We start from the raw sequence: 18,349 nt of genomic DNA on the forward strand, positions 1-18,349 counted from the left end.
AGGGCGAGTTGTGCAGGGTAGGTCCCGACGGTAGGAGCAAAATCCCCCATATTGGTACATACCAATGAGGTCATACCTCCCGTCCGGCGACGACTGGGAAAGGTGGGAACATGAATACTGGGAACGATTCGGCGCCCGGGGCGGCCCGACCACCACGCAGAGTTCTGGTTACCGGCGCGTCCGGTGGTATAGGTGCCGCGGTGGCCAGGGCCTTCGCGGCACAGGGTGATCGAATCGCGGTGCACTACTCCAGTCGGGTGGATCGGGCCGATCGGCTGGTCGCCGAGTTGCCCGGCGACGGTCATCTCGCGGTCGGCGCCGATCTGACCGACCCGGCCGCGGTGCCGCCGCTCGTGGCGGCGACCGTCGAGGGCTTGGGCGGCGTGGACGTCCTGGTCAACAACGCCGCGTTGCTGACCCCGGCGCACCCGCCGGTCACCACGTCCTACGACGACTGGACCAAGGCCTGGCGCGACGTCCTCGCGGTCAACCTGATCGGCGCGGCCAACCTGACCCACCAGGTCGCGGTCCGCATGATCGAGCAGGGCAGCGGCGGCCGGATCGTCAACGTCGGCTCCCGGGGCGCCTTCCGCGGCGAGCCGGAGCACCCGGCGTACGGCGCCAGCAAGGCGGGTCTGCACGCCCTGGGCCAGTCCCTGGCGATCGCCCTGGCACCCCACGGCATCTCGGTCACCTCGGTCGCGCCCGGGTTCGTCGACACCGAACGCGTGTCCGGGCGGCTGGCGGGGGCGGCGGGTGACGCGATCCGCGCGCAGAGCCCGTTCGACCGGGTCGCCACGCCTGAGGAGATCGCGGCGGCAGTGGTGTACCTGGCGTCCGCGGAGGCGCTGTGGGCGTCCGGGACGATCCTCGACCTCAACGGGGCTTCTTACCTGCGCACGTAGGGCACTACGGTCGGTTTGGTGGACGCATATGACGTAGTAGTGGTCGGCGGTGGTCACAACGCGCTTGTCGCCGCCGCTTACCTCGCTCGCTCGGGGCGCTCGGTACTCGTGCTTGAACGCCTTGGGCACGTAGGCGGTGCCGCGGTAAGCGCTAGCCCGTTCCCCGGGGTGCGCTTGTCGCGGTACTCCTACCTCGTCAGCCTCCTGCCAGACCAGATCGTCAGTGACCTCGGCCTACGCCTTACTCTGCGGTCCCGCTCGGTGTCGTCTTGCACGCCTATAGAGCGCGACGGCGTACACACCGGCCTGTTGGTGGGCGGTCCAGACACGGCTGAGTCGTTCCGCGCTCTTACCGGCTCCGACGCCGAGTACACCCGCTGGCAGGAGTTCTATGCCGCGATGGCTCTCGTGGCGAAGGCTGTCGCGCCTACCATGTTGGAGCCTCTGCCTTCGCAGGACGCACTACGCGATCTGGTCACCTCTGCTGTGGGGCCTGACGCCTGGCGTTGGGTCTTCGAGCAGCCACTAGCCCAGACCCTCGAAGAGGTCTTCACCGACGACGTCGTTCGCGGGGTCGTTGCCACCGACGGCCTCATAGGCACCCACACCTCGCTAGCGGATCCTGACCTAGCTGCGAACCGCTGCTTCCTCTATCACGTCATCGGCAACGGCACCGGTGACTGGCGTGTGCCTATAGGCGGCATGGGCGCGGTTACGGGAGAGCTCGCGCGGGTGGCTCGGGAAGCCGGTGCGGATCTACGCACTAGTGCTGAAGTCGTTGCTATCGCGGCAGATGGCACTACGGCGGAGGTGACGTACCGCCATGACGACGTCGAAGTCACCGTCGCGGCGCACTACGTGTTCTCCGGCGTGGCCCCTGCCGTGCTCGACCGCCTCATGGGCCGTCCCGCTCGTCCGGCCGCGCCTGGCGCGCAGCTCAAGATGAACCTCTTGCTCGACCGCCTGCCGCGCCTGCGCTCCGGCATTCGCCCCGAGGACGCCTTCGCGGGCACCTTCCATCTCGACGAGACCTACACCGACCTGGAGACCGCCTACCGCGAGAGCGCCGAAGGCCGCCCGCCGACCCGCCCACCCGGTGAGATGTACTGCCACACGCTCACCGACCGGTCCATTGTGGACTCGCCGACCGCGCACACGCTGACCCTGTTCGGCCTGCACGCCCCCGACACCCTGTTCGACACCCCAGGTACCCGCGATGTCCTCGTACGCCGGTACCTGGACGGCCTGGACCGCTACCTGCTCGACCCCATCGAGTCCTGCCTGGCCACCGTCGACGGCGCGCCGTGCCTGGAGGCGCGCGACCCCCGCGACCTGGAAGCCGAACTCGCCATGCCCAGGGGCAACATCTTCCACGGCCCCCTGACCTGGCCGCACGGCACCGGCTGGGGCGTCGAGACCGACATCCCCAACGTCGTTCGCTGCGCCAGCTCCACCCAACGCGGCGGCGGTGTGAGCGGCCTCGGCGGCCACAACGCGGCCATGTCCCTCCTGCGGCCCGCTGCCCCGGACGGCAGGCTGGAGGGGTGACGACCACGAGGTGGAGCAACCAACGCCGAGCGCGCAAGGTCGTCCTCGGCTACGTCGGCGTGGTCACCCTCGTCTTCGCGGTCGTGGCCGTGCTGCTGGCGGTGCACACCGGCCCTGACGCCTCGTTCGCGGGCGTTGTGGCGGTGCTGGTGGCGTTGCCCGCGTCGCTGCTGATCGTGCTCGTCCCCGAACTCGCCCAACCGTGGGACGGCATCGCGGCCAGTGCGGTCCTGGTCGGAGCCGCACTGGTCCAAGCATGGCTGCTGTGGCTGCTCTTCCGCGGCCACAAGCGCGCCTGACCTACCCCTCCAGCGCCGCCTTGACCTGCTCCAACGACGGGTTCGTCAACGCGGCCCCGCTTGGGAAGTGCAGCGTGGGCACGGTCTGGTTACCCCCGTTGACCGACATCACGAACTCCGCCGCCCCCGGCGTCTCCTCGATGTCGACCTCCACATACCCGATCCCCGCCGAGTCCAGCTGCGTCTTGAGCCTGCGGCAGTACCCGCACCACGTGGTCGAGTACATGGTCAACGTCTCCGGCGCGGACATCGGGATCTCCCCTGCACTGAGGTCTGTCGGTCACCTTCGGCAACGCCCCTGACACCCCCACCGATACCAGAACGAGACGCGCGTCACACTTCGCTCGACCGCCGCAAACCTCCGCTCCACCGCCAGACCGACGTTCAACCAAGCTGTCCGTTACGGGCTGGGCCAAGGTTGGTTGTGTGCTGCGGGTTAGGTCTCGAACTCGGCCACCTCAGCCATCGCTCACCCGGATTCGGATCGGTCCGCGCCACTGCCCGTCCGGGTCGAGCACCGCGCCCCGCTGGGTCAGCCGCACCTCGCCCGCCCGTGCGAGGTCGCGAGCCAACTCCCGTGCGCGTGGCAACAGCGGACGCCAGTCGTCGGTCACTGCTCTCGCCGCGTCGGACGGGCAGGTGCTGGAGTCCATGCCCCGAGCTTCGGCCAGAGCCAGGATGGCCGCTCGCAATCGCTCGGACGGGTCCGATGCGCTCAACGCTGTTCGGGCGTGGTCCGCCCCCGGGCCACCACCGTCCCGGGTCCGTTCCAGTTCCCGCCGCGGATCCGACATGGGTTACTCGGGATCCAAGCGCACCACCACCGACTTGGACGTGGGCGTGTTCGACGTGTCCGCCGTCGAGTCCAGGGGGATCAGCGAGTTCGCCTCCGGGAAGTACGCGGCCGCACAGCCCCGGGCGGTGTCGTAGGCGACCACGCGGAACCGGTGCGCGTGCCGCTCCACCACACCCGTCGGGTCTTCCGGCCACTCGCTGACCAAGGTCACCAGCTGCCCATCGGCCAACCCGAGCTCGGCGATGTCCAGCGGGTTCACCAACACGACCCGCCGCGCGTCTTTGATGCCGCGGTAGCGGTCGTCCAGCCCGTAGATCGTGGTGTTGTACTGGTCGTGGCTGCGCAGGGTCTGCAGCAGCAACCGACCCGGCGGCACCCGCAGCACGGTCAGCGGGTTGGCTGTGAACACCGCCCGGTCATCGCGGGTGCCGGTGAACTCCCGCGAGTCGCGCGGCGCGTGTGGCAGCACGAACCCGTCCGGCTCCCGCACCCGGGCGTTGTAGTCGGTGCAGCCGGGCACCACCCGCGAGATTCGGTCCCGGATCAGGTCGTAGTCGCCCGACAGTTCCGCCCACGGCACCGGGTGCGACGGCCCGAACAGCGCCTGGGCCACTCCACACACGATCCCGACCTCCGACACCAGGTGCTCGGACGCGGGCTCCAGGCGCCCCCGCGACCGGTGAACGACCGACATCGAGTCCTCGACCGTCACGAACTGCTCACCGGCCGCCTGCACGTCCCGCTCGGTCCGCCCCCGAGTCGGCAGGATCAACGCTGTGCGGCCGTGCACGACGTGCGACCGGTTCAGCTTTGTCGACACGTGCACTGTCAGGTCGCACGCGCGCAGTGCGGCCTCGGTGACCGCGGTGTCCGGGCTGGCAGAGGCGAAGTTGCCGCCCACTGCCATGAACACCTTGGCCTTGCCGTCGCGCATGGCCCGGATGGATCCGACCGTGTCCAAGCCGTGCGACCGCGGCGCCGCGATGCCGAACTCGGTGTCCAGCGCGGCCAGGAACTTCTCCGGCATCTTCTCCCAGATGCCCATGGTCCGGTCGCCCTGCACGTTCGAGTGCCCGCGCACCGGGCACAGCCCCGCTCCCGGCTTGCCGATCATCCCGCGCATCAGCACGACGTTGGCGATCTCGCGGATGGTCGGCACCGAGTGCTTGTGCTGGGTGAGGCCCATCGCCCAGCACACGATGATCCGCGACGACTCCGCGAACATCCGCGCGACCCGCTCGATCTCCTGCCGGTCCAGCCCGGTCGCGGTGTCCACCGCGTTCCAGTCGACCTCCGCGACGTGCGCGGCGTACGCGTCGAACCCCTCGGTGCTCCGGTCGACGAACTCCCGGTCCACCACCGTCCCCGGCCGCTCCGCCTCCCACCGCAGTAAGAGGTGCCCGATCGCCTGGAACAGTGCCTGATCGCCTCCCAGCCTGATCTGGCAGAACACGTCCGCCAGCGCCGTTCCCTTGCCCAGCACCCCGCGCACCTTCTGCGGGTTCTTGAACCGCAGCAGCCCGGCCTCCGGCAGCGGGTTGACCGCGATGATCCGCGCCCCCGCGTCCTTGGCCTGCTCGAGCGCGCTGAGCATCCGCGGGTGGTTGGTGCCCGGGTTCTGACCCACCACCACGACCAGGTCGGCCAGCGCGATGTCGGCCAGGCTCACCGACCCCTTGCCGACCCCGGTCGTCTCCGCCAGCGCCGCGCCGGACGACTCGTGGCACATGTTCGAGCAGTCCGGCAGGTTGTTGGTGCCGAACGACCGCACCAGCAGCTGGTACAGGAACGCGGCCTCGTTGCTGGTGCGCCCCGAGGTGTAGAACACGGCCTCGTCCGGCGTCGACAAGGCCCGCAGCTGCGAAGCGATCAGCGAGTACGCCTCCGACCACTCGATCGGCTCGTAGTGCGTCGCCCCCGGCCGCAGCACCACGGGCTGGGTGATCCGCCCCTGCTGCCCCAGCCAGTAGTCCGTTTTGTCCGACAGGTCAGCGATCGAGTGCTCGGCGAAGAACTCCGGCCCCACCCGCCGCCGCGTCGCCTCCTCCGCGACCGCCTTGGCGCCGTTCTCGCAGAACTCGGCGGCGTGCCGCCCGCCCTGCGGCTCCGGCCAGGCGCAGCCGGGGCAGTCGAACCCCTCCCGCTGGTTGAGCAGCCGCAGCGTGCGGGCGGTGCGCACCGCGCCCATCTGCTCGACGCCGCGGCGCAGCGACACGGCGACCCCCGGTATCCCGGCGGCCCACTGCTTGCGGGGCGTTACGTCCAGCTCGGATTCGACAACGTCCCGTTCGGGCGGAGTGCTGACCATGGACCTATCGTCCGCCGCGACCGGTCCCCGTGCAAAAAGTTGTCCACAGGCCCCGCTAGCTGGGGCAGCCGCTCTCCAGCGGGATGTCCGCCCCGGGGTCGAAGTAGGTGACCCGGTCGTGCTTGGCCTGGTTGCGGCTCGGCGCCCGGTCCCGGTAGTCGGAGGCGATGAAGCCCTTGCGGTACGCGTCGCAGGAGATCGAGTAGAAGAAGCCGTCGACCTTCTCGTACCAGAGGCCCAGGCTGCCAGGAGCCCACCGCGGCCCCTTGCGCATGACGTACTCGATGTCGGCGCGCACGACGACGACCACGCTCATCGGGTCCAGCGGGAAGTCCACGTGGTCGGCGGTGAAGGCGTAGGCGAACACGTAGTTCGTGTGCACGACGAGCTCGCCGGTCTTGCCCGCCTCGACCCGCATCGAGCCCTTGACCTTGGGCGAGACGGGCAGCAGCTTGGCGCCGCTGTCGAGCATGCTGACCAGCGCTTGGACCTGCCGCTCGTTGCCGCCGCCGAACAGCGGGCGCAGTTGCCTGGCCACGTCGGGGGCCAGCAGGCCCAGGTAGCGGTCCGGGTTGTGGTCGCGCAGCATCGTCGGGTCGAGCCTGCTCGCCACCAGCAGGTCCTTGACCTTCGCGGTGACGTTGGCGACCTCGGCCTCGCTGAACTCGCCGACCTGCATGGCCGGTGGCGGCTCGATCCCGGCCGCTCCGTCGGCCCAGTGCTCGGCCGGGGTCATCGCGAACGGTCGGTTCAGGTCCACCGCGTGCTGGGCGTTGGGGTCCTCGCCCGGTCCGCCGCCGCCGGGGCCGCCGGGACCGCGGTCGAACACGCCGACGCCGATCAGCAGCATGACCACCGCGATGACGGCGACCAGCACCATGGACGTGACGAGCCACCGCTCCAGCCTGCGGCGCCGTGATCCGCGCAGCATCGCCTTCACGTCGGCCTGCGCGGACGCGCGCAGGCGTCTGCGCCACGCGGCGTCCTGTAACGCCGCGTGATCGCCGTACTCTCGTTGGTCCACCGGCCCCCCAAGGGCGATCCAGCTCGGCGAGCCGGGCTGGTTGAGGTGTCGACTGCCTGGTGCACACCTCATCGATATGGCCACAGTCCGTGTTAACAAGCTGCCCGCGCGGACCGCTCGTGCTGCGGTGAACGGCGCCCGAGGCCAGTCCAACGGTCACTGTGCCGGGAATGCGGTGTCGAGGGGTCACCCGATTGGCGCAGACCAGATTCCCGGCCCTCCGCGAGCGACACGGGGCGTGGGTCCGCCGCCGATCGGAGGCGGACCCACGCCTGGGCAGGTGGCCCAGCTCACAGCGCTAGTCGGTAGTCAGGGTGACCTCGATGCCGAGTTCGGCATCCACCGATCGGGTGTATTTCAACGCCTGGACAGCCCCGGCGGACCGTAGGTCGCGCTCCGTGGCCCTCAGTGCCCGCTCCCGGTCTTCGGTGCAGGTCACGACCAGTTCCGCCACCGGCCACCGCAGCGATCGCCGCGCCTCCGACTTGGCCCGCCGGACGGCGGCGAGCACGATCGTCACCGGCGCCAACAGCGATCGGTCGCCGTTACTGCTGGTGACCGCAGGCCAAGGTGCGACGTGGATCGACCCGTCCTGCCACCACGACCACGCCTCCTCCGCGGAGAAGGGCAGGAACGGCGCCAAGAGGCGCTGCACGGCCGATAGAGCGATACGCAGCGTGGCCCTGGCCGAGTCGTCCCCTTCGTAAGCGCGGTCCTTGACCAGCTCGATGTAGTCGTCACACCACAGCCAGAAGAACCGCTCCACCCGCTCAAGAGCATCGGCGTAGTCGCAGGCCTCCAATGCGGTCGTCACCTCAGCCACTACGGCATCCAGCTCGGCGAGCAAAGCCAGGTCCAGCGGCTCAGTAGGCCGCTCTCCGGGGCCTAGGCCCAGCACGAACCAACTGGCGTTGAGCAGCTTGGTCGCGAGCCTGCGACCGACGCGCATCTTGGTCTCGTCGAACACCGTGTCGACCCCAGGACGCGCCGACGCCGCCCAGTACCTCACGGCGTCCGCGCCATAGCGGTCGATCAACTCGTCAGGCGGGCTGGACTTGCCGGACCTCTTACTCAGCTTCTGCTTGTCAGGTGTGACCACCCACCCCGAGATCGCCACGCGCCGCCACGGCAACACCCCGGTTTCCGCGTTCGCGCGCAGCACCGAGCTGAACAGCCAGGTGCGGATGATCTCGTGCGCCTGCGGGCGCAGATCCATCGGATAGGTCTTGGCGAACAAGTCGGGATCATCGTCAGCGCCACACACGAGCAGCGGGGTCAACGACGACGTTGCCCACGTGTCCATGACGTCTGGGTCACCGGTGAACCCGCCAGGCACATCGCGCTGGTCCTTGCTGTAGCCCGGCGGGGCTTCCGTTGCTGGGTCCACGGGGAGCTGGTCCGGCGTAAGAGGGCTGTCGAAGTTCGGCTCGCCATTGGCGTCAAGCGTGTACCACAGCGGGAACGGCACCCCGAAGAACCGCTGACGGCTCACCAACCAGTCGCCTGCGAGCCCGTCCACCCAGCTCTCGTACCGCGCGTGCATGTGCGCGGGCTGCCAGTCGAGTTCGCGCCCACGATCTCGCATGACTTCCCTATGGGCCGTGGACCTGATGAACCACTGCCTCCCCGCCACGATCTCCAGCGGCTTGTCCCCACGCTCGAAGAACGCCACCGGACGCTCAACGGGCTTTGGCTCGCCCACCAGCGCTCCGGCCTCGCGGAGCATCGCCACCATCCGCTCCCGTGCTGTGTGGACGGTCGCGCCCACCAGCTTCGAGTACGGCCCTATAGGCACGCCGTCAGGCGCGTCAGGCAGAAACCGCCCGTTCTTACCGATCACTGATCGCACAGGTAGGCCCAACTCGCGCCACCACTGCACATCTGTGAGGTCGCCGAAGGTGCAGCACATCACCAGGCCACTACCGCGCTCTGGATCGGCATCTATATGTGCCAGAACCGGCACAGCCACGCCGAACACCGGGGTTAGCAATGTGGTGCCGATCAGGTGCCTATAGCGCTCGTCATCGGGGTGCGCGATGACAGCCACGCACGCAGGCAGCAGTTCCGGACGCGTTGTCTGCACCTCGAAGCCGCCGAACCGAAGGGTGTGCCAGGCGCCCTTCACGGGCCGGTGCTCCACCTCCGCTTGTGCAACAGCCGTCCCAAACCCGACATCCCATAGCGTCGGCGCCTCGGCCTGGTAGGCCTCACCAGCCGCGAGCAGCCGCAGGAACGACCGCTGTGAAAGCCGCCGCGCCTTCTCGCCGATGGTCGTATAGGTGCGCGACCAGTCCACTGACAGGCCCAACCGTCGCCACAGCGTCTCGTAGGTCTTCTCGCTAAGAGCCGTCTGCCTCGCGCAGAGTTCGAGGAAGTTGCGCCGAGACACCGCTGTGGGCTCGCCTGTAGGCGTGAAGTTCGGGTCGTAAGGCAGCGACGGATCGCAGCGCACGTTGTGCATCACCTGCACCAAGCGCTCACTCGGCAGGCCGTTGTCGTCCCACCCCATGGGGTAGAGCACGTCCCTACCGCGCATCCGTTGGTAGCGCGCGATCACGTCCGTGTGCGTGTAGGAGAAGCAGTGCCCGATGTGCAGGCTTCCGCTGACCGATGGGGGAGGGGTGTCTATGGAGAAGACCGACTCGCGGGGACCCGTGCCCCGGAACGCGTAGACGCCTACCTCGTCCCACCGAGCTGCCCAGGTCGATTCCAGCCCATCCAGTGATGGGCGCTCGGGGAGACGTTCGGTATGCGCCATGTGCGGAGGGTAGTCGCGGGTCAGCGCCCGGTTCGACTTGTTTTCGCTGGCCTTCGTAGACTCCAACCGTGACTGAGACCCCCACCCCGCCGAGCACTGACCTTCCCCCGGCCTGGGAGCCGGCCGCGGTAGAGGCGGAGCTGTACGAGGGCTGGGTAGCGGCCGGGTACTTCACCGCCGACGCCGCGAGTGAGAAGCCGCCGTTCACGATCGTGTTGCCGCCGCCGAATGTCACCGGCAGCCTCCACATGGGCCACGCGCTCAACCACACCGTGATGGACGCGCTCACCAGGCGCCGCCGCATGCAGGGCTACGAGGTGCTGTGGCTGCCCGGCATGGACCACGCCGGTATCGCCACCCAGAACGTCGTCGAGCGGCAGCTGGCTGGCCAGGGGCTGTCCCGGCACGACCTGGGCCGGGAGAAGTTCGTCGAGCGGGTCTGGGAGTGGAAGGCCGAGTACGGCGGCAAGATCCTCGACCAGATGCGCCGCCTCGGTGACGGCGTCGACTGGTCCCGCGAGCGCTTCACCATGGACGACGGTCTCTCCCGCGCGGTGCAGACCGTGTTCAAGCGCCTCTATGACGACGGCCTGATCTATCGCGCGGAACGCATCATCAACTGGTGCCCGCGTTGCCGTACCGCGCTGTCGGACATCGAGGTCGAGCACTCCGAGGACGAGGGCGAGCTCGTCTCCATCCGCTACGGCGACGGTGACAACGCCATTGTGGTCGCCACTACGCGCGCGGAGACGATGCTCGGCGACACGGCCGTCGCGGTGCACCCCGAGGATGAGCGGTACCGCCACCTCATCGGCACTGAGGTCCCGCTGCCGCTGACCGGTAGGCGCATCCCGATCGTCGCGGACGAGCACGTCGACCCCGAGTTCGGTACCGGTGCCGTCAAGGTCACCCCCGCGCACGACCCGAACGACTTCGAGATCGGCCGCAGGCACGACCTGCCGTCGTTGACGGTCATGGACGCCACAGGCGTCATCACGGTCAAGGGGCCCTTCGAGGGCTTGGACCGCTTCGAGGCTCGCCCCGCTGTTGTCGCGGCTCTTCGCGAAGACGGCCGGATCGTCGCCGAGAAGCGGCCGTACCTGCACTCGGTGGGGCACTGCTCGCGCTGCGACACGGTTGTTGAACCCCGACTGTCGCTGCAGTGGTGGGTCAATGTTGAGCCTCTATCGCGCGCGGCCGGTGACGCTGTTCGCGACGGCCGGACGCAGGTGCACCCGCCGGAGTTGGCCAAGCGCTATTTCGACTGGGTCGACAACATGCACGACTGGACCATCTCGCGGCAGCTGTGGTGGGGCCACCGCATCCCGGTCTGGTACGGGCCTAACGACGAGGTCGTGTGTGTAGGCCCCGACGAGGAGCCCCCCACCGGCGAAGGCTGGACCCAGGACCCCGACGTCCTCGACACGTGGTTCTCCTCGGGCCTCTGGCCCATCTCCACGCTCGGGTGGCCCGCCAACACCGAGGACCTCGCCAAGTTCTATCCGACGAGTGTGCTGTCGACCGGCTACGACATCCTCTTCTTCTGGGTCGCCCGGATGATGATGTTCGGCCTCTACGCGATGGACGGCAAGCAGCCGTTCGACCACGTCTACCTGCACGGCCTCATCCGTGACGCGCAGGGCAAGAAGATGTCGAAGTCGCGCGGCAACGTCCTGGACCCGCTCGACTGGCTCGACAGGTTCGGTGCCGACGCCACCCGCTTCACCCTCGCGCGCGGGGCGAACCCCGGCAGCGACATGGCGCTCGCGGAGGAGTGGGCTGCAGGGTCGCGCAACTTCGGCACGAAGCTGTGGAACGCCAGCCGCTTCGCGCTGATGAACGGCGCAACCACCGCCATCCCGGTGCCCGCCCGCGACCAGTTGACGGACGCGGACCTCTGGATCCTGGACAAGGCTGACGCACTGGTGTCCGAAGTGGATGCCCTCTTCGAGAAGTTCGAGTTCGCGAAGATCTGCGACGCGCTCTACCACTTCACCTGGGACCTCTATTGCGACTGGTACCTCGAGCTCACGAAGGTCCAGATCGCAGAGGGCGGCGCGCGCGCTGAGGCGACTCGCGCGGTCCTAGGGCACGTGCTGGACGTAGTGCTGCGGTTGCTGCACCCGATCACTCCGTTCATCACCGAGGTGCTCTGGAAGGCGCTCACGGGCAAGGAATCCATCGTCGTCACGGAGTGGCCGACGGCCAATGGCAACGCTGCTGACCTAGAGGCGGCCCGGCGGGTAGAAGGCGTGCAGAAGCTCATCACCGAGATCCGCCGCTTCAGGGCGGATCAGGGAGTGAAGCCCAGCCAGCGCGTCGCGACCCGGCTGTCCGGTGTGGACGAGGCGGGCCTAACGGCTCTCGCGGGTGCCGTCACGTCTCTTGCGCGGCTGGACGCCCCCGGCGACGACTTCACCGCGAGCGCGTCGCTGGAAGTGCCTCTTAGCGGCGGCAGCGTCACTGTGGAGTTGGACCTGTCCGGTGCCATTGATGTTGGCGCGGAACGTAAGAGGCTCACCAAGGACCTCGCGGTCGCCGAGAAGGAACTCGCGCAGTGCGAGGCCAAGCTGGGCAACCCGAAGTTCACCGACAAGGCCCCGGCCGACGTCGTCGCCAAGATCCAGGCCCGGCGCGACGCGGCGCAGGCCGAGATCGCCCGCGTGCAGGCACGGCTAGCCGCCCTGCCCGCGAGCTGACCCCTCGGGCTCTTAAGCGGACCGGTCGGGGTCCTCGTCGACCCAGCGGACCTCGACCGGCCTGCTGCCTGCCAACACCCGCGTCGCCGACTCGGCGGACTGGAACTGACCGCGCAGCCGCGCGCCCTTCTCGTCCGGCATGCCGAAGAGCTCGACGTAGTCCTCACCGAACCCGTCGGCGATCTCCATGCCCCAGCCCAGCACCGCGAAGTCGAGAGCTTGGCCGTCCGCGTCCCGCTGGACCTGGTAGACGGCGAACCGGCGCGGCGCGAAGTGGTCGGTGACCTCAGCGATCTGCCTGGTCAACTCGCCCTCCGGGATGATCGTCTGCATACTGCCTCCACGCGTAGCAAATTTGCGATCCTTCGTTAGGAGGATCGCACCGGAAGGTGATGGGCCACAATAACGCCATCGGGTGATTCAATATTGACCCTGGCTGCGCCAGACTGTCGCCGTTGGATCCAAGATCGGGGAAGGACGAACCATGGCTACCGCCAAGCAACCCACCATCATGGCCCGAGGCCTCGGCGGCGAACTGCGCTTGCTGCGCAAGGGCCGCAAGCTGAGCTGTCAGGCGGTCGCCGCCCAGCTGGGCTGGCAGGCGTCCAAGCTGTCCCGGATGGAGACCGGCAAACAGGGAATTCGGCCCGCCGACGTCGCGTCTCTACTCGTGGTCTACGGGGTGACCGGAAGGGATCGAGATCGTCTGATCAAGTTGGCCGAGCGTTCCGACGACACAGGCTACTGGGAGAATCAATCGGCCCTGTCGGCGGAGTCCAAAACCCTCATGCGCATTGAGCGCGAGGCCACCGACATCGTGATCTTCGAGCCGCTCGTCATTCCTGGTCTAGTGCAGACCGGTGACTACGTGCGGGCGATGATGCGGGTATGCAACGTCGCTGATCAGGACATCGACTCGCGGGTGGCCGCGAGGTTGGCGCGTCAGGCGATCCTCACCAAGGATGAGCCGCCGAACCTGAAGTTGATTGTGGATGAGTTCGTGCTGCACCGCGTTCTGGCCAGTCCAAAGAGCATGGCCCGGCAGTTGCGGCACATCCTGGAGGTTGTTGAGCAGGGGGCCACGACTCTCCAAGTATTGCCCTTGTCGCTACGCGGACACTCTGGTCTCGATGGTTCGTACACGCTGTTGGACTTCACGAGCAACAAGCCCGTGGTCTACTTGGATCACAAGGTTTCTGGCCTCTTCCTGGAGGAGGACGCTCACATCGAGTTCTTCCGCGCCGAGACCGATAGTCTGGGCGAGTTGGCTCTGAGCCCCGCCAAGTCGGCGGAACTCGTTGCGACTATCGCACGGGAGCACGACCGAGAGTGAGGATCTTGATGAACGCGGTGGACCGGGCTTCGATCATGTGGCGCAAGTCCAGCCGGAGCGGCTCGAATGCCCAATGCGTCGAGGTGGGCTACGTCTGGCGCAAGTCCAGCAGAAGTGGCACCAACGCCGACTGCGTCGAGGTCGGCCAGCAGTGGCGCAAGTCCAGTCACAGCGGCACGAACGTCAACTGCGTCGAGGTCAGCCACGAGCCCGCTGTCACCGCTGTGCGGGACTCCAAGAACCCCGATGGCCCCACCCTGGCCTTCCCCGTCGCCTCCTTCGCGCGGGCCCTCCGTACCCTCTAGGCGTGAGCCTGGACGAACTGCGTCAGGTCGAGTCGGAACTCGACACCCGCTGGCCGGAGACCAAGATCGAGCCGTCCCTGGCGCGGATCGCCGCGCTGGTGGACCTGCTCGGGTCGCCGCAGCGGTCGTACCCCGTGGTGCACATCGCCGGGACCAACGGCAAGACCTCCGTCACCCGGATGATTGACGCGCTGTTCACCCGGCTTGGCCTGCGCACGGGTCGGTTCACCAGCCCGCACCTGCAGTTGGTCACCGAGCGCATCAGCCTCGACAACGCGCCTATAGACCCCGAGCGCTACGTCGAGGTGTTCCGCGACATCGAGCCGTACATCGAGATGGTCGACGCGGGCTCTGACATCCGGCTGAGCAAGTTCGAGGTGCTCACCGCGATGGCCTACGCAGCCTTTGCCGACGCTCCCGTGGACGTCGCCGTGGTCGAAACCGGCCTCGGCGGCGCCTGGGACGCCACCAACGTCGCGGACGGCAAGGTCGCCGTCATCACGCCTATAGGCATCGACCACGTCGACTACCTCGGTCCGGACATCCTGGGCATCGCGGGGGAGAAGGCCGGGATCATCAAGCCCGACTCCATCGCACTCCTCGCCGAGCAGACCCCCGAGGTCGCCCGCGTCTTGGTCGAGCGCGCGGCCACGGTCGACGCCACAGTCGCTCGGCAAGGCCTGGAGTTCGGCGTCCTCGCCCATGACCTTGCCGTCGGTGGTCAGGTCCTCCGCCTCCAGGGCCTGGGCGGCGTCTATGACGAGATCTTCCTGCCTCTCCACGGCGAGCACCAAGCCAAGAACGCCGCGCTGGCCCTCGTGGCCGTCGAAGCCTTCTTCGGTGCTGGCGCTCAACGCCAGCTGGACGTGGAAGCCATCCGCGAAGGTTTCGCCTCCGTGGTCACCCCCGGCCGCCTAGAGCGCGTCCGCATGTCTCCCAGCGTCTTCGTAGACGCCGCCCACAACCCCCATGGCGCCGCAGCCCTCGCCAAGGCGTTGGACGAAGAGTTCGGCTTCCGCAAACTCGTCGGCGTAGTGAGCGTCATGGCCGACAAGGACGCCGCGGGCATCCTCTCCGCCCTAGAGCCCGTCCTGAGCGACCTCGTCATCACCACCAACTCGTCCCCCCGAGCCATGGACCCAGGCCACCTCGCCAACATCGCCACCGACATCTACGGCGACGAACGCGTCTCGGTCTACCCCCACCTCCCCGGCGCCATAGAAGCCGCCCTAGAGCTGGCCGACGAATCCGAAGACCCCAACGAACCCCTCTCCGGCGGCGGCGTAATAGCCACCGGCTCGGTCGTCACCGCAGGCGAAGTCCGAGCCCTCTTCGGCAAGGACCCCGCATGACCCCCCCAGACCCCATGAAGGGCTTCCGCGGCGTGATGTCCGCCGTCCTCATCCTGGAAGCCCTGGTCCTACTACTAGCCCTCCTAGTAGTAGCCAAATCCGACGGCGGCCTAGCCACCTGGCAAGGCTGGGCAGTGGGCACCATGGCCGTGGCCCTGATCCTGGCCTGCGCCTTCGTAGGCCGCTCCTGGGGCATCTACCTAGCCGTAGCCCTACAGGCAGTGCTCCTCTTGGGCTTCTTCATAGACTCCGCCCTAGGCGTAGTAGCCGTTGTCTTCGCCCTAGGCTGGTCCTGGATGCTCTGGGCCCGCAACGACGTCCTCAAACGCATGGCCGAAGGCCGCCTAGCCAGCCAACAGCCGCCGCCTGACTAGCGCTGGCTCTTAGCGAGCGCAAGCCAACCGCACCCGGCGAACGTCCCCGATATCAACCAAGCGGTTCCGACGTCGGCGGGCTGCACTGGCCATGAGAACACCATCGCCAGCCCACCTGGTGTGCCTGACAAGAGGGCTACCAACGCCACTGATGCCGCAGCGACCGGCAGTACCCAGCCCCGGCTCGCGCCAAGCAGACCGACGCCTATAGATCCCAGCCCGGCGAGCCCAACGGCGTTTCGCAGTAAGACCTCTGCATCCACACCGCTAGGGCTAAGCAGCTCGATGGCTAGCGGTAGGCCAGCCGCCAGCGCGGCTATCGCTACTAGGTGCACCGTTAGCCGGGGAAGCCAGGCGATCGCGGCCGTGCGGTCCAAGTCTGGGTCCGCACCAGTCAAGCCTCCGCTGGCGACACCGACGGCCACTGCTGTCGCCAGGACCGACATGGCAACGGACAGGCCTGGTGATCCCGTAAGCCTGCCGACCGGGGCAAGCGCGATGGCAGCGCCGACCGTCGTGGATATAGCGGCCGGTATGCCTCTGGAGCGGCAGTACAGCGCGGCTTCCCGCATCACTTCTCCGTCAACACGGTCAGCAGGTCACCCTCACAGCGAAGACCTGCGGATCGCACGGCCGCCACTCGCGTGACCTGGTCGGCGCGCGGCAACGCTCGCAGGTCCGCCCAAGTCCGTTGGATGAGGTCTTGCGCTTCCGCCCAGATGTAGCTGTGCCCTGGCAGAGGCTGCAGGTCGTCGACAAGCCAGCCCGCTGTGACGGTCCTAGCGACGGTTTCGCGCTCGACATCGGCGTAGGTGCTGTCGTCGGTGGCGCATGCTGGCGTTCCGGCTCCCGCGAGTAGGGCTCGCCGCAGCTCGGCAGGGCCACCGCGCCTGAACGCCGGGTCGCCCAAGTCGACCCCCAGCGTGTCTGGCTCACCTTGTGTGCGCGGCAGGTGAGGGGAAGTCGGGTGCTCGACCACAGTCGTAGGGGCGTTCGGCAGCACTGTCAGATCCGCTAGTGCCTGTGCCGCAGGTCCACGGAGTTCAGCGAGCCGCGCCTTGTGCGCCTCGGTCACGCACACCGGCGGCTCGCATACCAACGAGAGGGCACGCGCGTCCGGGACATGCACCGGGGAGCCTTGCGGCACCACCAAGGCCAGCACTGTCGCCCCCACTGCGAGAGGCACAGCCGCCAAGGCGCGTAGTCGTGTGCCCGCGAAGAGGACGAGACCACTCGCGGCGATCGTCAGGAACCACAACGCCTGCCCTGTCGACGCACGCGGCGCGACTTGGGTGAAAACGCTCACCCCACCACCGGAAACGGCGGGTGTGAACAGCAGCGCCGTCGTCGACTCTTGGCTTCGCCACACCAGCACCACCTGGATCGCCAACCCCGCGACGGCCGCGACCGGCGGGGTCATCGCTGACGGCAGCAACCGGCCTATGCCCAAACCGAGCAGGGCGACCGCGATGAGGGCTAGGGCGCCCAGCAGCGTCACTACGAGCCAGTCAGCGCGTAGTGCGGCACCACTGGCTATGATCCGAACCGCACCCACTGCCACCACGCCGAGGTAGCCCGCAGTGACGCCGATCGCCACCGCGCTCGCCACGGGAACCGTCCGTCGCCACCGTGACGTGGGCACAGTGGCGAGCAATTCATCCATGTCCGATCGGGTGTCGCGCGCTCCTTGCCACGCACCCGCGCCCAGAACCAGCGGCCAGACGAACATCAGCAGGTATCTCGACCACTCGGCGAGGCCGGTCCAATCGCGGCTCCACGCCGCGTCTCCCTTTGTCCAAGGGCCGGACATGAGATGCGCGATCGCGAGTAGGAGTACGGCGAGCCCAAGACCTGCCGGTAGGCCTACTGACCGTCGGAGATGCAGAGAGGTCACCGCGCAGCCCGGTCCAGCAAGGCCGAGTAGCCCCTCTCAAGCGGGCTGTCCCCAACGTCGGAAGACTCTCCCGCAGCCGCGAGATCGTCGGTGCCACCCTGGAACAGCACGCGGCCCTTGTCTATCAGCAGCACCTGATCACAACCCGCCGCGACATCTTCCACCAAGTGAGTCGACACCACCACGCACGTGTCTTCCGCGGATTCCCGCAGCAGTGCGCGGAATCGCATCCGCTCTGCCGGGTCCAGGCCCGCTGTGGGCTCGTCGAGCAGCAAGACAGCAGGCTCGTTCACGATGGCCTGGGCGATGCCCACCCGCCGGACCATGCCCCCGGAAAGCGTGCTGAGCCGGTCGTCGGCGCGGTCACCCAGACCGACCCGCTCCACGGCGCGCTCGACTGCCCCAGGTATGTCCACCCCGGGCATCTGCTTGAGCCAGGCCATGTACTCGACGAACTCGCGCACCGTGAACCTCTTGTAGTAACCGAACTTCTGCGGCAGGTAGCCGATCCGCTCACGTACCTGCCGCAGCGACTCGCGCGAGCTAAGAGGGGTCCCCAACATGGTCAGTTCGCCGGACGCAGGGCGCAGCACGGTCGCAAGAGCCCGCATCAACGTCGTCTTACCCGCGCCGTTCGGCCCGAGTACACCATGCACGCCGTTCGTGAGATCGAGGTCGATCCCATCGACAGCCATCCTGCGGCCCGCGCGCACCCGCAGCCCGACAGCCTGTACCCGCACCATCGTCGCCTCTC

The 18,349-nt window shown here is 68.0% G+C and carries 17 protein-coding genes; 8 read left to right on the plus strand and 9 right to left on the minus strand.

Annotation, left to right across the window (positions count from 1 at the left end; all coding sequences use genetic code 11):
• Positions 1-110: 110 nt before the first annotated feature.
• The 3 genes from JOD54_RS13585 to JOD54_RS13595 are packed head-to-tail and all read left to right on the plus strand — an operon-like array spanning position 111 to position 2,752.
• Positions 111-905, plus strand: a complete 795-nt coding sequence (locus JOD54_RS13585) for an SDR family NAD(P)-dependent oxidoreductase (RefSeq protein WP_204450875.1) — start codon at positions 111-113, stop codon at positions 903-905.
• A gap of 18 nt (positions 906-923) precedes the next feature.
• Entirely contained in the window at positions 924-2,453 is a 1,530-nt protein-coding gene (locus JOD54_RS13590) for a phytoene desaturase family protein (protein WP_204450876.1), read from the plus strand.
• A complete protein-coding gene (locus JOD54_RS13595; protein WP_204450877.1) occupies positions 2,450-2,752 on the plus strand; it encodes an SCO4225 family membrane protein in 303 nt (100 codons plus the stop codon). Before JOD54_RS13590 ends, JOD54_RS13595 begins: the two co-directional genes overlap by 4 nt.
• A 1-nt stretch (position 2,753) precedes the next feature.
• Here the strand turns inward: JOD54_RS13595 and JOD54_RS13600 are convergent, their stop codons facing one another.
• The 5 genes from JOD54_RS13600 to valS form a co-directional block, all read right to left on the minus strand.
• Positions 2,754-3,002, minus strand: coding sequence for a mycoredoxin (locus tag JOD54_RS13600; protein WP_204450878.1), 249 nt, complete (start codon positions 3,000-3,002; stop codon positions 2,754-2,756).
• A gap of 208 nt (positions 3,003-3,210) precedes the next feature.
• Positions 3,211-3,546, minus strand: coding sequence for a DUF3253 domain-containing protein (locus JOD54_RS35025; RefSeq protein ID WP_204450879.1), 336 nt, complete (start codon positions 3,544-3,546; stop codon positions 3,211-3,213).
• Between the two features lie 3 nt (positions 3,547-3,549).
• Positions 3,550-5,856, minus strand: a complete 2,307-nt coding sequence (locus JOD54_RS13610; protein ID WP_204450880.1) for an FdhF/YdeP family oxidoreductase — start codon at positions 5,854-5,856, stop codon at positions 3,550-3,552.
• 55 nt (positions 5,857-5,911) lie between these two features.
• Entirely contained in the window at positions 5,912-6,880 is a 969-nt protein-coding gene (locus JOD54_RS13615) for a hypothetical protein (protein ID WP_204450881.1), read from the minus strand.
• Positions 6,881-7,178: 298 nt separating this feature from the next.
• Complete coding sequence (valS, locus tag JOD54_RS13620; protein ID WP_204450882.1) at positions 7,179-9,638, minus strand: valine--tRNA ligase; 2,460 nt, start codon at positions 9,636-9,638, stop codon at positions 7,179-7,181.
• A 68-nt stretch (positions 9,639-9,706) separates the two neighbouring features.
• Here valS and JOD54_RS13625 point away from each other — a divergent pair, with 68 nt between their 5' ends.
• Positions 9,707-12,337, plus strand: coding sequence for a valine--tRNA ligase (locus JOD54_RS13625; protein WP_204450883.1), 2,631 nt, complete (start codon positions 9,707-9,709; stop codon positions 12,335-12,337).
• 12 nt (positions 12,338-12,349) lie between these two features.
• On the opposite strand, the gene JOD54_RS13630 is transcribed toward JOD54_RS13625, so the two are convergent.
• Positions 12,350-12,670 carry a hypothetical protein gene (locus JOD54_RS13630; protein ID WP_204450884.1) on the minus strand — a complete coding sequence of 107 codons (321 nt, stop codon included), beginning with the start codon at positions 12,668-12,670 and terminating at the stop codon, positions 12,350-12,352.
• Positions 12,671-12,821: 151 nt separating this feature from the next.
• Here JOD54_RS13630 and JOD54_RS13635 point away from each other — a divergent pair, with 151 nt between their 5' ends.
• From JOD54_RS13635 to JOD54_RS13650, 4 genes are read left to right on the plus strand one after another with little or no spacing between them, the layout of a single operon-like run.
• A complete protein-coding gene (locus JOD54_RS13635) occupies positions 12,822-13,670 on the plus strand; it encodes a helix-turn-helix domain-containing protein (RefSeq protein WP_204450885.1) in 849 nt (282 codons plus the stop codon).
• Between the two features lie 8 nt (positions 13,671-13,678).
• Positions 13,679-13,975, plus strand: coding sequence for a DUF397 domain-containing protein (locus tag JOD54_RS13640; protein ID WP_204450886.1), 297 nt, complete (start codon positions 13,679-13,681; stop codon positions 13,973-13,975).
• A gap of 2 nt (positions 13,976-13,977) precedes the next feature.
• A complete protein-coding gene (gene folC, locus JOD54_RS13645) occupies positions 13,978-15,327 on the plus strand; it encodes a bifunctional tetrahydrofolate synthase/dihydrofolate synthase (RefSeq protein ID WP_204450887.1) in 1,350 nt (449 codons plus the stop codon).
• The gene (locus JOD54_RS13650; RefSeq protein ID WP_204450888.1) at positions 15,324-15,701 is read left to right on the plus strand and encodes a DUF4233 domain-containing protein; all 378 of its coding nucleotides are present in this window, start codon (positions 15,324-15,326) and stop codon (positions 15,699-15,701) included. Before folC ends, JOD54_RS13650 begins: the two co-directional genes overlap by 4 nt.
• Here JOD54_RS13650 and JOD54_RS13655 read toward each other — a convergent pair.
• The 3 genes from JOD54_RS13655 to JOD54_RS13665 form a co-directional block, all read right to left on the minus strand.
• Positions 15,698-16,273, minus strand: coding sequence for a hypothetical protein (locus JOD54_RS13655; protein ID WP_204450889.1), 576 nt, complete (start codon positions 16,271-16,273; stop codon positions 15,698-15,700). The two genes, JOD54_RS13650 and JOD54_RS13655, sit on opposite strands and share 4 nt — an antisense overlap.
• Positions 16,273-17,310 carry a hypothetical protein gene (locus JOD54_RS13660; protein WP_204450890.1) on the minus strand — a complete coding sequence of 346 codons (1,038 nt, stop codon included), beginning with the start codon at positions 17,308-17,310 and terminating at the stop codon, positions 16,273-16,275. The genes JOD54_RS13655 and JOD54_RS13660 overlap by 1 nt, the downstream gene beginning before the upstream one ends.
• 281 nt (positions 17,311-17,591) lie before the next feature.
• Positions 17,592-18,338, minus strand: coding sequence for an ABC transporter ATP-binding protein (locus JOD54_RS13665; protein ID WP_204450891.1), 747 nt, complete (start codon positions 18,336-18,338; stop codon positions 17,592-17,594).
• Positions 18,339-18,349 lie beyond the last annotated feature (11 nt).

This window comes from Actinokineospora baliensis (genome assembly GCF_016907695.1).
In the GTDB taxonomy this organism is placed as follows: domain Bacteria; phylum Actinomycetota; class Actinomycetes; order Mycobacteriales; family Pseudonocardiaceae; genus Actinokineospora; species Actinokineospora baliensis.

Coding starts and splice junctions, on each gene's coding strand:
- JOD54_RS13630 (WP_204450884.1), bottom strand. CDS start 12,670: ATGCAGACGATCATCCCGGAGGGCGAGTTGACCAGGCAGATCGCTGAG.
- valS (WP_204450882.1), bottom strand. CDS start 9,638: ATGGCGCATACCGAACGTCTCCCCGAGCGCCCATCACTGGATGGGCTG.
- JOD54_RS13655 (WP_204450889.1), bottom strand. CDS start 16,273: ATGCGGGAAGCCGCGCTGTACTGCCGCTCCAGAGGCATACCGGCCGCT.
- JOD54_RS13650 (WP_204450888.1), top strand. CDS start 15,324: ATGACCCCCCCAGACCCCATGAAGGGCTTCCGCGGCGTGATGTCCGCC.
- JOD54_RS13585 (WP_204450875.1), top strand. CDS start 111: ATGAATACTGGGAACGATTCGGCGCCCGGGGCGGCCCGACCACCACGC.
- JOD54_RS13600 (WP_204450878.1), bottom strand. CDS start 3,002: ATGTCCGCGCCGGAGACGTTGACCATGTACTCGACCACGTGGTGCGGG.
- JOD54_RS13640 (WP_204450886.1), top strand. CDS start 13,679: ATGAACGCGGTGGACCGGGCTTCGATCATGTGGCGCAAGTCCAGCCGG.
- JOD54_RS13610 (WP_204450880.1), bottom strand. CDS start 5,856: ATGGTCAGCACTCCGCCCGAACGGGACGTTGTCGAATCCGAGCTGGAC.
- JOD54_RS13635 (WP_204450885.1), top strand. CDS start 12,822: ATGGCTACCGCCAAGCAACCCACCATCATGGCCCGAGGCCTCGGCGGC.
- JOD54_RS35025 (WP_204450879.1), bottom strand. CDS start 3,546: ATGTCGGATCCGCGGCGGGAACTGGAACGGACCCGGGACGGTGGTGGC.
- JOD54_RS13665 (WP_204450891.1), bottom strand. CDS start 18,338: ATGGTGCGGGTACAGGCTGTCGGGCTGCGGGTGCGCGCGGGCCGCAGG.